Source organism: Paenibacillus sp. FSL H7-0756 (genome assembly GCF_038006765.1).
Taxonomy (GTDB): Bacteria; Bacillota; Bacilli; order Paenibacillales; family Paenibacillaceae; genus Paenibacillus_AQ.
This window is the reverse complement of record NZ_JBBOVT010000003.1, coordinates 1,072,698-1,086,405: the sequence shown is the minus strand read 5'-3', so window position 1 is coordinate 1,086,405 and position 13,708 is coordinate 1,072,698. Positions and strand designations below refer to the sequence as shown.

Below are 13,708 nucleotides of genomic sequence, written 5' to 3'. Positions count from 1 at the left end.
CATGCAAGCTCCCCCCGGTTTTCACTTTTTTTTAGTTTATTTGGCTGAAATCTCTGTAAGCGCCTGCTCCAGCTCCGCTTTCAGCTTGTCTCCGCCCAGAGACATGTAGTCCTTCATTTCCTGTTCGAAAATCGTATCGAATTGATCCGGTTTCGCCATCGCGGTCTTTACGATAATCACGTTCAGCTTGTCGCTGAGCGTAGTGCCGTATTTCGATTCTGATTCAATCGGCTTGCCGAAGACGATAGGACCCACAGTATCTGTGTTGGCAATATCAATAGATTGCTTCAGCGCCTCCTGGTTGTTCGCAGGGAAGCCCATAATCCAGGCTTTCTCATTGGTGGCCTGATCGCCGAGGTTCTTACCGTTGGAGATAATCGCGGTGTCCCCGGAAGTGAACAGACGGTCTTGGAATTCCTGGGAAACATCAGCCTTAACTACCGGAATACCATCCACCATATCGTAGTTCTCGCCTTCAACGCCGTTGTAGATGTCAATCAGATTGTTGCCGGTTGCCATCCAGTCAAGGTATTTCACAGCTTCCACCGCACGCTTGCTGCTCTTAGGAATCATGATGTACATACCGTTCGAGGCATAGCGGGATTTGATATACTTATTGTCCACTTTGGCATTGGTGAGGACATCCACCGGCTGCAGCTTGCTGCCCGGTACATTCTTGTAGAGATTATCCAGCGTACCGTCGGCATAGAACAGACTGTCCACATCCTCGGAGAAGAAGCCGACGTTGCCGTTCTGAATGTCCTTGGACACCTGGGCTTTGTCTTCATCCAGACTGAAGTCCTTGCTGACCAGCCCTTCATTGTAGAGCTTGTTGAGGAACTGTGCCGCATCCTTGAAGCCCTCATGCAGCGGCAGCTCGTAGCGCTGGCTGTAAGTAAGGTCGCCGCTGATCGGCTTGATGAAGGAGTAGATCAGCGTCTCCAGCTGAGCGGAGCCGAGGGACATGCCCATCGGAATAGTTTTGCTGCCCAGACCGGCCGGGTCCTTCTCTTTAAACGCTTTCAAAGTTGTGTAGAGCTCATCGGTGTTCTTCGGTACTGGCAGCCCCAGCTTATCCAGCCAGTCCTGGCGGATGTATGAAGTGTAGCGGCCTGTAATCGCCCGTTTACCCGGAATCGCGAATTGCTTACCGTCGAGCTGGCCGAAGGCCATCGTCTCATCACCAATGAATTTCTTCAGGGTCTGGCCATGCTCCTCTAATAAGGGACCCACATCGGTCAGCCCGCCTTGCTGGGCGTAACGGTAGAAGACACTGGAATCATAAGTGAAGACAATATCCGGCACATCTGTATTGCTGGCCATTAGTACGTTCAGCTTGGTCACTTCCTCAGAACGCTGCACTGGAACGAATTCTACATTGATATTATTCGGATCACCGAAATTTTTCTGAATCATCTGAGACATGAAGTTATTGGTAATGGTGTATTGCTTCGGCGTTTTACCGCGGTCGAAGATCTCTACCTTCAAGGTTACGCGGTCAGCGCTCTTCCCGGGTGCATCTGTACCTCCGGCTGCCGAATTCGATTTACCGTCCGAGGAACAGCCTGCAAGCAGAGTAGCTCCCATTACTGCGGTCAAGCCGATGCCGATTGCCTTCTTCAGAACTCTTTGGTTTACGTTCACTGTCATTGTTCCATCTCCCTCGCCTTAGCAGGCTATAATGGTGACTTCATGATACCCCCGAGCTTCACTGTGCCCGTACTATTAACAATGTCCCGTACAAGCCTGTATTCCCCTCAGCGTTCAAGGCAGCTTGTTGTTCCGGGATGACCACAGTATTCCATAACTTTAGAAGGTCTGACAATAAACCTGTTTCGGATGCGATAAAGCGCCTGAATTCGGACATCCGGTTTATCAGACCAACCATTTTCGTACAATAAACCGCTTTCATATGGGCAAAAACACAGGCCGCATCGCTATTCGCCCCCTTGTTCAGAGGTTGGCGTAAGAGAAATGCGGCCTGGACCTTACACCGATGCAGCAGATGATTCCCCTGCTTCACCGGCTAATGGAATTCCTTCATGATTACAGCTTACTCTAGTCCTGCGGCTCCAATCTGGAGGCTGCTTCGCGGCGTCTGGAGGAGCGGTAATCGCCCGGCGTGATACCGGCAATCCGCTTGAAGACTCTGCCGAATGAAATGGCATTCGCATATCCTACTTGAAGCGCGATATCCTGCAGGGAACAATCCGTATCTATCAGCAGCTGCTCGGCTTCCTTCATCCGCAGCTCGGTGAGGAAATCCACGAACTTCATTTTGAATTCAGTCTTGAACAGATAGCTGGCGTATTTGCCGGAGACCTGGAACCGGTCACTCAGATGCTTCAGCGAGAGATCGGGATTAGTGAAGTTCTCTTCGATATAATCCTTCATCTCATTGACCATGGCCCGGTAGCTCTTCGTCTCGCTGGCAGAGACATAGGTACGGAATAAATCAGTGACATATTCGAATAGAATGGACTTCACTTCATGCAGCGCCTCTGCCTCTTCCAGCTGCTTCAGCCGGACTTCTGCATTCTCCGCCGACAGCTCGTCCTGCAGCTGCTCAGACATCACCGCCACTTCCCGGCTCAGCATCTGCAGCATAGCCTGGATCAGGGAACGGATATCCTCGTCCTTCAGGAAATCCTGTTCGAACGACTCGAAGATCCGTTCCAGCTGCTCCCGCCACTGCCCGCTCGACATGCGGAAATACTTCACAAATTCAGCGATCATCTGCAGATATTTATACGTCTCAAGCAGCGGCTGGCGCGCTTCGCCGCTGCCTGCCAAGACGATATCCTCATGAATCAGCAGCTTGTGCTGCATCACATATTCGGCTGCCGCATAAGACTCCCGGATCATTCCCGGCCCGGCGGCGGCGGAGCCGATGCCGAAGCTGAGCGAGATCCGCAGATTCTGCTCGACCCAGGAGCGGCAATCCTCCGCGAAGACCCGGAGTTTGGACTCCATCTCCTGATCGCTGCCGGTCGCCAGGAACAGGATCGCTGCGCGTTCGGTGCCCACCCATTCCGCCCATCCCTGCAGCTCCGCATTCCGCGCCAATTCCTGGAATACATTCATCAGGGCAAATTTCAGCGTATTCTGATCCCCCCGGGTATACCGGTCCTCGAAGACCTGCTCGTAGCGGTTAATCTCCCCAAGCACAACGATGAAGCGCGAGGAGGCATTCGCACCGGTAAGCGGAGACAGCTCCTCCAGCCGCCGGGTTACCTGCTCCAGCCGCTCGCTGTGCAGCAGATCGGTGAACAGCTTGCTGCGCTGCAGCAGCAGGTTCTCCCTGGTTTTGGTATCATAATCGGTCATGTGGTTAATCAGATCCTCCAGCACGCCGTCAATCAGCATCATCTCGTCCGGCCTGTCGGTAGACTGATCCATCATGCGGATCTGATGGCCCTCAATCCGGTTCATAATCACCTGGATTGGCTTATAATTGCGCCGGGTTACATAGATCAGATACAATACCGCACAGACCACGGTCCCCACCGCAATCGCTACCCAGAGATAAGAGATCACAGAGACCCAGCTGAACAGATTCCCAGCCTTGATTCCGCTCTCGAACGTCCAGCCGTTTCTCTCCAGCTTAAGTGTGTTCAGCAGCTTGCCGTCAGCTGCACCTTCCGTATCGGAATGGGCCTGGTACACCTTGTTGCCATTAGCGTCCAGAATCGTCATGAACGAGAGCTGCTGGTTAACCATGCTGTCGATGAGCTGCTCCAGGGCACTCATTTTGATATTAATGACCAGTATTCCCCCGGAGCCGAAGGGAAGCGGCATGGCTTTATTGGTAGTCAGCACACGAATTTCTGTACGCTGGGACAGATCCGAATGGTAATCCCTGACTGGTTGCCAGCCTTCCGGTACTGTTGGTTTCGAAGCCATGGCTCTGATCCATTCCTCATCGGCGAATCCTTCCAGCTCCTTCAGCCCCGTATCGGTTAGAACGCTTCCACGCACACGGTCGTACAAATACACCGACTGGATATACGAGGATTCCTTAATCAGATTGCGCAGACTCAAGGCAACAGCATAGATAGTCGATCTGTCCGTCACCCCCTGATTATTGAAGTAGAGCTTGTAAGCATCGCTCCGCTCTACCGCATCCAGCACCGACAGCTCAGCTTCCTTAATCGTCCGGTCCACACTATCCCTGAGATAGCTGGCGGAGATGCGGTCTGCCTTCTTCGTTTCCGTCCGGGAAATATCATTAATAAACACAAAGGAGGCAAAGATCAGAATCGTCACCGTCAGCAAAAATATAGGGAAATAAGACAGCAGCAACCGGCGGTACCAGGAACGGAACATTCGACAACCTCCTCCACAACCATCAGGATACCCGGCCGTATCCGGCCGCTTCATATATACTTCGTCCAAGGCTGCTCTGCGGCGGCTCTCCGACATCAGATCTATTTCAACTGCGGCAATTTCTTCAACTGACCGCCGTTCGAATTCCTGCCATTATAGCACATACGCTTCTCCTCCAGCTAACCAGATAAAGTCAACTCCCCCCGGGCCTTTTTCCCCGGTATACCTCTGCAACCGACTCCGGGACTGCCTTCAACCCACTTGGCCCCGCCTGCAACCGACTCCGGCACTGCCTTCAACCCACTCGGCCCCCCTGCAACCGACTCCGGCACTGCCTTCAACCCACTCGGCCCCCCTGCAACCGACTCCGGCACAACAGGTGGATAAATGTATCTTATTTATTCAATTGCTTACGTTAATACCCAAGCAAGTGGAAAAACAGCATTTAATAGTATCGATAATGGCACTTTGAATGAAATGTGATTAAATTAAGTGCTGTTTTTCCAACTGCTGTTGTACCAGGATTCATTCTTCCGGCAGCAAGTGGAGTAATTCCAACTAACTCCGCCCGCAGCTTCCACCTGATCTATGGATTTCATGAAAAAAAGGAGCGCGCACAGCCGCAGCTGTGCACCCCCGCATATTCCTGCCCTTCAGACATACAGGCTGCCACCCGGATGTCCTACAAACCGCTATGTTCCCGGATATACCGCCGCGCCTTGATCGCATATTCCAGCGGATCGGCCAGCGCCGGGTCCTGCTCCGCTTCAACAACGAACCATCCCGTATAGGAAGAGGCAGCCAGTTCGGCAAAAATCTCTCCGAACGCGATGCAGCCATCGCCCGGTACGGTGAAGGCTCCCGCTTTTACCGCCTGAAGGAAGCTAAGATTCTCCGCCTTCACCCGCTGGACCACCTCCGGCCGGATATCCTTCAGATGCACATGCTTAATCCGCGGCAGATGCTCACGCAGCACCTCCATCGGATTCTCACCGGAGAAGGCCAGATGCCCCGTATCGTACAGCAGTGACACTTCGTCTGGATCTGTAAGCTCCATCAGCCGGGCAATCTCCGCTGCAGTCTGTACCCCGGTGCCCATGTGATGGTGATAGACCAGCGACATGCCCTTCTCGGCCGCCAGCCGTCCTAGTCCGCCCAGCCCCTCTGCGAGCTTGGTCCATTCGCTATCGGTGAATACCGGCTTATCAGCGAACAACGGCGTATCCATCTGCCCCTGAATGCTCCGGCCCTGCTCAGATACGACAATGACCTTGGCGCCCATCTCATGCAGGAAATCCCGGTGCGCTCTGAACGCTTCAGCCGTCTCTTCATACGGCCGCACCGTCAGGAAGGCGCTGAACCAGGCACTGGCAATACTCAGACCGCGCAGTTCCAGTGCCTTGTGCAAAAGCTCCGGGGAACGCGGATACTTGTTGCCCACCTCACTGCCCTCATATCCGGCAAGCGCCATCTCGCTGATGCATTGCTCGAACGTATTGCCGCCCCCCAGCTCAGGCATATCATCATTCGTCCAGGCAATCGGAGCGATCGCCAGCCGGACGGCCTTGTCTCTGAACATGCTCATGTTCTACCCCTTCCACAATCCCAAGTATGGCAGAATCCTTCTTTCACTGCGCGCCGTCTGCCTTGGTTCGCGCACATGCAGCACCCGCTTAGTAGCTTCGGGCTGCCTCGAGACCGCTGCGCTTCCGGTCATAAGCTTCCTGTACCGCTTCTTTGCCGGACACTTCCGCAACCCCGACATTCCACCAGGCGCCATAGCCGTGGGTCATGGTCTTCGGCAGTACTTTGATGTCGATCAGCGTGGAACGTTCCGACTGGCGGGCCGCCGCCAGGGCCGTGCGAAGCTCCTCAACTGTAGACGCGCGGAAGGTCTGCACTCCATAACCGGCCGCACTCGCCGCATAGTCAATCCGCATCAGCTCACCGCTGAGCTGGCCGTCCGCTTCGCGGTAGCGGAATTCTGTGGCCATGCTGTCCATTCCCTGTTCCATCTGCAGATTATTAATGCAGCCGAAGCCTGCATTATCCAGCAGAAGGACGTTGATCTTCCGCTTCTCCTGTAAGCTGGTTACCAGCTCAGAATGCAGCATCTGGTAGCTGCCGTCCCCGACCAGCGCATAGACTTCACGCTCCGGCTCAGCCAGCTTGATGCCCAGCGCCCCGGCAATCTCATAGCCCATACACGAGAAGCCGTATTCCATATGATAGGTATCCGGCACCTCCGAGTTCCACATCCGCTGCATATCTCCCGGCAGACTGCCCGCCGCTCCAATGACAATCGCATCCTGCGGAATAGCTTCATTAATGATCCCCAGCACCTGCGTCTGGGTCAGCGAAGTGCCTAACACCTCTGCATATTCGGGGAGCTTCTCATCGAGATGTCCGGCGACCTCCGGGGTGAACGACGTTGTAGAGCGGTCTGCTCCCGGCACACCAGCAGCGGCGTTATCGTCAACACTCTCCACAGACGCGCCGCCCGCTGGCCCTGTATTCTCCGCATTCACCGGATACTCCACCCCAGCCAGACGTTCTCTCTCCGCAGCCCACGACTTCTTCGCCCGGGCGATCTCACCCGTATATGCAGAGCGGTACCCCCGCTCTTCCAGCGCTGCGGCTAAGGCGTTCAAGCCTTCGGCAGCATCGCAGACTACCGCCAGCGCGTCCAGCTTGGCCGCATGATAGGGCGAAGCGTTCAGCGTCAGGAATTCCACCTCAGGATGACTGAACAGACTCTTCGAGGCGGTGGTGAAGTCCGTAAACCGGGTGCCGACACCGATCACCAGATCGGCCTCCGGGGCCAGCGCATTCGCGCAGCCGTTGCCGGTGACGCCGATGCCGCCGAGGTTGTACTCGAAGCTGCTGGCTACGGCGCTTTTTCCGGCCTGGGTCTCTCCGAACGGAATGGCGAATTTCTCGGCAAAAGCGCGCAGTGCCGCTCCGGCATCCCCATACCGGACACCCCCGCCGCAGACCAGCAGCGGCCGCTGCTTGCTTGCGATCAGCTCAGCCGCCGCCGCGATCTCCTGCGGGTGCGGCAGCCGGGCGATGACCCGGTGAATCCGCTTGCGGAAGAAATCCGCCGGATACTCCCAGGCTTCGCCCTGCACATCCTGCGGCAGCGCAATGGTCACTGCTCCGGTATCGCCCGGATCAGTCAGCACGCGCATCGCGCTGAGCATTGCGGACATCAGCTGCTCCGGCCGGGTTACCCGGTCCCAGTATTTGCTGACCGCCTTGAAGGCATCATTAACCGTGATCGACAAGTTATACGTATGCTCCATCTGCTGGAGCACCGGGTCAGGCTGGCGGGTAGCGAAGGTATCTCCCGGCAGCAGCAGCACAGGAATCTGATTCGCCGTTGCTGTTGCCGCAGCCGTCAGCATATTAGCAGCTCCTGGCCCTACTGAAGCGGTGCAGGCCATGATCTTCCGCCTGCGGCTCTGCTTGGCGAATGCGGTTGCCGCGTGAACCATCCCTTGCTCATTGCGTCCCTGATAGACGGTCAGTTCTCCCGGCGCCTCCTGCAGTGCCTGCCCCAGGCCCAGTACATTGCCATGCCCGAACACGGTAAATACCCCGTGCACGAAGCGTTCCGGCCCGCCGCCGTAATCCACATATTGCTGATTCAGAAATTTAACCAGCGCCTGCGCTGTCGTTAATCGGATACGTTCCACTTCTTGTCCTCCCTTCGCCTTGTCTACTGCCAGCGGGCAGTGACGACTTTTTTGCGCGTATAGAATTCTACCCCGTCGCTTCCGTTCGCATGAAGATCGCCGTAGAACGAATCCTTCCAGCCCGAGAACGGGAAGAAGGCCATCGGTGCAGGCACTCCAACATTGACTCCCAGCATGCCGGACTCGATATGTTCGCGGAAGTAACGGACCTTCCCGCCATCATTCGTGAATATACAAGCCCCGTTCGCAAACCGCGAGCGATTCGCGATCTCCACCGCCTCGGCCACATCCTTCACCCGGATCACTGACAGCACCGGTGCAAAAATCTCCTCCTGCCAGATCTTCATCTCCTCCGTCACCCCGTCGAACAGCGTAGGTCCGATGAAATAACCTTCTCCCTGCACCGCCGCATCCTCACGGCCATCCCTGAGCAGCTTCGCGCCTTCGGCAATCCCCTGTTCAATGTAGCTGACAGTGCGCTCTTTATGGCCTTGACGGATCACCGGCCCCAGGAACGTATCCTCCTCCAGCCCATTCCCGATGGTCATGCTGTTACACTCCCGCAGCAGGATCGAGATCAGCTCGTCGGCGACTTCCTCCTGCACCGTTACCACCGAGCAGGCCATGCAGCGTTCCCCGGCAGAGCCGAAGGCCGCATTCACAATCTGGGAAGCTGAGGCTTCCAGGTTCGCGTCCGCCAGCACGATCGAGTGGTTCTTCGCTCCGGCCAGCGCCTGCACGCGCTTGAGATGGTCCGTTCCTTTTTTGTATACATATTCCGCCACCGGCTGCGATCCGACAAAAGAAATCGCCTTCACATCCGGGTGCTCCAGCAGCCCGTTCACTACCTCATGCGCGCCGTTCACCACATTCAGCACACCGTCCGGCAGTCCGGCTTCCTCCAGCAGTTCCGCAAGGCGGGCTGCCAGGAGCGGTGTCCGCTCCGAGGGCTTCAGCACAAAGGTATTGCCGCAGGCAATCGCCAGCGGGAACATCCAGCACGGCACCATCATCGGGAAATTGAACGGGGTAATCCCGCCGACCACCCCGATTGGATAACGGTACATCCCTGACTCGATGCCCGTCGCAATATCCGGCAGCTGCCGGCCCATCATCAGCGTCGGAGCGCCTGCCGCGAATTCTACGCATTCAATGCCGCGCTGGACCTCGCCGTAGGCTTCTTTGAAGCTTTTGCCGTTCTCCAGGGTGATGATCTTCGCCAGCTTCTCCCAATTCTCAACCAGCAGCTGCTGATATTTGAACAAAATCCGTGCTCTGCGCGGCACCGGTGTTGCGGACCAGCCTGCAAAAGCTGCCTTAGCCGCCGCCACCGCCCGGTCTACATCGGCTCTGCCGGATAGAGGCGTTCTGCCCAGCAGCTCACCTGTGGCCGGATTCACTACCGGCTCCGTCTGCTCCGTATCGGCTGTTACCCATTGCCCGCCGATATAATTTTTGAGTACTTGTGACGTTTGCTCTGTCATTTATGTCCACTCCTTCGGTTCTATATATTAAGCTGCTTATGATTGCTTATTGCGCTCCTGCCGTAACTTCCTCGTTGGTTCGCAGGAATTCCTCCAGCTCCTCCAGGGTTGGCATAGCATCGGAGCAGCTGTGGCGGGAGATGACAATGGATGCCGAAGCACTGCCGCGCCGCATAGCCTCGCTGACACTATGCCCGCTCATCAGAGCGTGGATGAAGGCTGACGCATAGGAATCGCCTGCGCCGAACGTCTTAAGGACCTTAGCCGGGAAAATCCCGCTCCGGTGGCTCTGCCCATCCGCTGTATAGCCAATCGAGCCGCTGCCTCCGTGCTTGATGACCACCAGCTCTGCCTGATGCGAGAACCAGCGGGCTGCTGTGGCCTGGTCATCAGCGCCAGCCAGATTATACAGATTCTCCATCATGTCGAATTCTTCGCGCGTGCCGATGATGCAGTGGCTTTTCTCGGCAGCAAGGTTATAGTAGACCGCCGTTTCAGCGGGTGATGTCCAGGTATAAGGGCGGTAATCGAGATCGAAGAACACGGTCACGTTATGCTTGCGGGCGAATTCCAGCGCCAGGAACACCGCTTCGCGGGAAGGACTCTGCGCCAGCGCCGTACCGGAGATGAGCAGCGCCTTGGAGCTGGCGATGTATGCCTCGGAGATCTCCTCCGTGTTCAGCAGCAGATCGGCCACGTGGTCGCGGTACATCAGAATGCTGCATTCCTGCGGGCTCTTAATTTCTGTAAAAGCCAGCCCCGTCACCGCACCCGTCCGGTCCACGCAGACCTGGCTGTCGTCGATGCCATCCTTGCGCAGATAGCTGCGGATGAACCTGCCCATCTGGTCGTCGGCCAGCTTGCCGATGAAGCCGGTACGCATACCGAGCCGCGCTGCACCGATGATAATATTGGCCGGAGAGCCGCCGACATATTTGGTGAAGGTCATCGTCTCTTCCATCGGCCGCCCAGTTTCATTGGCGTTCAAATCTATACACAACCGGCCAACAGCAACTACATCCAGCCGCCGGTCAGGGTCGAACTGTAAACCGTTCATAGTGATGCCTCCTTGATCAAGCTAGGGAAAAGGTAGTTCATTCGGTAATACGAATGGCTGTAAATCGTCGTCAATTGGACAGTGAAGCTGTAATTCGTACAGTGGAGCTGTACATCGTGCAGGGAAGTTGTAATTCGTACAGTGGAGCTATACATCGCATAATGAAGTTATAAAATCGCACAATCGTAAGGTTAGTTTGATAAGCTGCTGTAAGAGTCATTTGGCGTATAACTTGGCGTGCAGTTGAGTATTTCAACGTTTGATTGTTTCCTTTGGAACAGAATGTTTCAATTCATCTCTGGGGGGAGGGTAAGCGCTTAACCTAATTTTCTACTTTAGTATAGTTTAGAAGCGTGCTTTTGGCAATCCTCAATTTGAAAGCGATATCAATAATCGGGTGGCAGGCATTGAAGAGGAACATCTCCCTCGGAAAAACAGGTGGAAAAACGCAGCTTAACTCCGCGGTTTTTGACGATTAGAAGCAAGCAAGTGGACAAACAGCACCTCCTCTGATTGATTTTGCCGCCGAGGTGGCTGCCGGGATTATTTAAGTGCCATTTTTCCAACTAATGTCCCTCTGGCGGGCAATCGTTCCTCAGCAATTGTAGTAAATCCACTTGTTCTCCGCCTTAGCACACGCTGCTGCCTAACGGGGAGAGTCGGCTGGAAGATTGTGTTCGGTTTTTCGCATACATCCGGTCCATGTCCCTCCACACACTCGCGCTCTTCCACACTACTACAGCACGCAAAAAAGACCCGCTCCCGGCCGCAGCCGGAACAGGTCTTGAATAGATAGTATGTGGTTACTGCGGAACCGGCCCCGTAGAATGGCGGATGACCAGTTCGGGCATCAGCATGATTTTGCGCTTGGGACTGGTGGGGTTGCTGATCGATTCATTAAGCAGAAGCATCGCCTGCTCAGTCATTTCGCGCAAAGGCTGGGCGATACTGGTCAGCGAGGGATGGCAGATTTCGGCCAGCATCGTATTGTCGAAGCCCACTACGGACAGGTCTCGGGGAATGGACAGGCCGGCACTGCGCGCCTCCTTGAGCACCCCAATCGCCAGCAGGTCGTTACAGGCAAAGATGGCTGTGGGACGGATGTCCTGTGCCTGATTCAGCATCTCTGCCGCTGCCGTGCGCCCGTTCTCCAGCGTAGCCGAGGTATGGATCATATTCGCCGGATTGTCAAAAGAAATTCCCGCCGCCTTCAGCGCATCCAGAAACCCTTCCACACGCAGCATGCTTCCGGGCAGATTGTCAGAGATGACTCCTAGCCTGCGGTGACCAAGGGACAGCAAATATTCCGTGGCCTGATAGCCGCCTTTGTAATCATCGACGGTGACGCTGTTGCCCTCCAGCATACGGATATCGGCTGAGAACAGCACGAGCGGCACATGATCAGCCACCATTCCGCGAATCAGCTCAGGATTCCCCGTATGAGAAGCAATAATCAGGCCATCCACCCGTTTGCGCAGCAGCAGCGAGATATACCGGGCCGCCTTCTCATCGCTGCGGTCTGTACTGCATACGATTAAGTCGCTGCCCTGCTCCTGGGCAACATCCTCGATGCCGCGGGCCGTCTCCGCAAAAAAAGGATTGGCAATATCGGGAATCATCAGCCCGATGGTCCCCGTCCGGCGGCTGGTCAGGGCAGAAGCTACCAGACTGGGCTGGTAGTTCAGCTCCTCCATGACCCGCCCTACCTTTTCCCGCGTCTTGTCGCTGATCCGGCCGCTCTTATTCAATACCTTGGACACCGTAGCGATAGAGACGCCTGCTTCCCGTGCCACATCATAAATCGTAGGTTTCATCGTTATTAAGCCCGCCTTTGCGTTCATGCCTTCTAATAACTAAATTATAAGGAATTCCTCCAGTGGTGTCTATTCAACAGGTGTGCCGCCACAGATTGGTTTACCGGTTAACACGGGTCAGCTCCGCCAGTTCGCTCAAGTCCTGTTCCTTTCCGCAAATCCTGCACATAATGCAACATCCTCTCTCCGCATAGTCTCCAAACGCAGAATTGTTGCACTTTTAGCAGGATTCAGCCTCCTTCCGGCAACCTACTGGAGATATTGTTGCATTCCCTGCAACATCTCTGCCAAACTACCAGCTATCTATTCCTCATTGTTGCAAAAAATACAGCATTTCGCACAAAAGCCAACTCCGAATCACTATATCGACAACTTCGCAACGTTTCATTTGGATTGTAATGGCAGAAAAGGCCTCCGCCCAGCGGAAGCCTTAAGATTACTCTATGAAACTGCCGCCCTACCCGTTCACTCTTCCCCCGCAGGCGCACCTGCACCCGGCTTGAACAGCCACTCATGATCGGGATCATTGTGGAACACCCACGTGCGGACAGGTCCGGCCATTACGTTAAGATAATACGAGTCATATCCCGGCGGCGCAGAGACAGGGTGATAACCCTCCGGCACCAGCACGATGCTTTTATCCGGGACAGCAATCGTCTCGTCGAGACTGCGGTCATCATTGTAGACCCGCTGCACCACGAAGCCGTGGGCGGGATTGACTCGGTGATAGTACGTCTCCTCCAGGTAGGATTCGGCCGGCAGGTTATCCTGGTCATGCTTGTGCGGCGGATAACTGGACCAATTGCCGCCGCCCGTGCGCACCTCAACCACCAGCAGGCTCTCGGCCACGCTGTGCTCCGGCAGGATATTAACAACTTTGCGGGTCATGCTGCCATAGCCGCGGTCCTCGATTGCCGCATCTGACGGGGTAATCAGCCGTGCCGGATATTTGCCGCTTCCCGGAGCAAGGCAGACCCCAAGCTCCAGCGCTGTCAATGCGCTAACCTCATAATGCGCCCCCGCCGGAACATATACTGCATAAGGAGCTCTATCTTCAAAGACCGACATGCGTCCGCCGATATCAGCGAACCGCTCCCCATCCACCTCTACATCTGCTTTGCCCGCCAGCAGTACCAGGCAGATCTCGTTCCCACCACTATCACGTTCCAGGGTAGCCCCGGCCTGCAATTGGTACACTTCAAACCCGACATATTTCCATCCGGCGCTCTCCGGGCTGACCGCAGCGATACAGCCATCCTTATCAGGCGCTCCGGCCTTAATGAGTAAATCAGACATCTTCGTTCATCCTCCTCTGTCTTCGAAATCTGT

At 55.4% G+C, this 13,708-nt stretch carries 8 protein-coding genes; all 8 read right to left on the bottom strand.

Annotated elements, in window-relative coordinates; genetic code table 11:
* Window positions 1-36 precede the first annotated feature (36 nt).
* Complete coding sequence (locus tag NST04_RS30755; protein WP_341187627.1) at window positions 37-1,650, bottom strand: extracellular solute-binding protein; 1,614 nt, start codon at window positions 1,648-1,650, stop codon at window positions 37-39.
* A 408-nt stretch (window positions 1,651-2,058) separates the two neighbouring features.
* The gene (locus NST04_RS30750) at window positions 2,059-4,326 is read right to left on the bottom strand and encodes an AraC family transcriptional regulator (protein ID WP_341187626.1); all 2,268 of its coding nucleotides are present in this window, start codon (window positions 4,324-4,326) and stop codon (window positions 2,059-2,061) included.
* Between the two features lie 682 nt (window positions 4,327-5,008).
* On the bottom strand, window positions 5,009-5,905 hold the full coding sequence (gene iolE, locus NST04_RS30745) for a myo-inosose-2 dehydratase (RefSeq protein ID WP_341188100.1): 897 nt from the start codon (window positions 5,903-5,905) through the stop codon (window positions 5,009-5,011).
* Window positions 5,906-5,999: 94 nt separating this feature from the next.
* Window positions 6,000-8,024: a 3D-(3,5/4)-trihydroxycyclohexane-1,2-dione acylhydrolase (decyclizing) gene (iolD, locus tag NST04_RS30740; RefSeq protein ID WP_341187625.1), complete on the bottom strand. Its 2,025-nt coding sequence runs from the start codon at window positions 8,022-8,024 to the stop codon at window positions 6,000-6,002.
* Between the two features lie 23 nt (window positions 8,025-8,047).
* Window positions 8,048-9,508, bottom strand: a complete 1,461-nt coding sequence (locus NST04_RS30735) for a CoA-acylating methylmalonate-semialdehyde dehydrogenase (protein ID WP_341187624.1) — start codon at window positions 9,506-9,508, stop codon at window positions 8,048-8,050.
* A 46-nt stretch (window positions 9,509-9,554) separates the two neighbouring features.
* On the bottom strand, window positions 9,555-10,565 hold the full coding sequence (iolC, locus tag NST04_RS30730) for a 5-dehydro-2-deoxygluconokinase (RefSeq protein WP_341187623.1): 1,011 nt from the start codon (window positions 10,563-10,565) through the stop codon (window positions 9,555-9,557).
* An 803-nt stretch (window positions 10,566-11,368) separates the two neighbouring features.
* Complete coding sequence (locus NST04_RS30725; protein ID WP_341187622.1) at window positions 11,369-12,379, bottom strand: LacI family DNA-binding transcriptional regulator; 1,011 nt, start codon at window positions 12,377-12,379, stop codon at window positions 11,369-11,371.
* Window positions 12,380-12,844: 465 nt separating this feature from the next.
* Window positions 12,845-13,675, bottom strand: a complete 831-nt coding sequence (gene iolB, locus NST04_RS30720; protein ID WP_341187621.1) for a 5-deoxy-glucuronate isomerase — start codon at window positions 13,673-13,675, stop codon at window positions 12,845-12,847.
* Between the last annotated feature and the right edge of the window lie 33 nt (window positions 13,676-13,708).

Excerpts from the sequence above, each read along its gene's own strand:
- NST04_RS30755 (WP_341187627.1), bottom strand. The coding sequence starts at position 1,650 with ATGACAGTGAACGTAAACCAAAGAGTTCTGAAGAAGGCAATCGGCATC.
- NST04_RS30750 (WP_341187626.1), bottom strand. The coding sequence starts at position 4,326 with ATGTTCCGTTCCTGGTACCGCCGGTTGCTGCTGTCTTATTTCCCTATA.
- iolE (WP_341188100.1), bottom strand. The coding sequence starts at position 5,905 with ATGTTCAGAGACAAGGCCGTCCGGCTGGCGATCGCTCCGATTGCCTGG.
- NST04_RS30735 (WP_341187624.1), bottom strand. The coding sequence starts at position 9,508 with ATGACAGAGCAAACGTCACAAGTACTCAAAAATTATATCGGCGGGCAA.
- iolC (WP_341187623.1), bottom strand. The coding sequence starts at position 10,565 with ATGAACGGTTTACAGTTCGACCCTGACCGGCGGCTGGATGTAGTTGCT.
- NST04_RS30725 (WP_341187622.1), bottom strand. The coding sequence starts at position 12,379 with ATGAAACCTACGATTTATGATGTGGCACGGGAAGCAGGCGTCTCTATC.
- iolB (WP_341187621.1), bottom strand. The coding sequence starts at position 13,675 with ATGTCTGATTTACTCATTAAGGCCGGAGCGCCTGATAAGGATGGCTGT.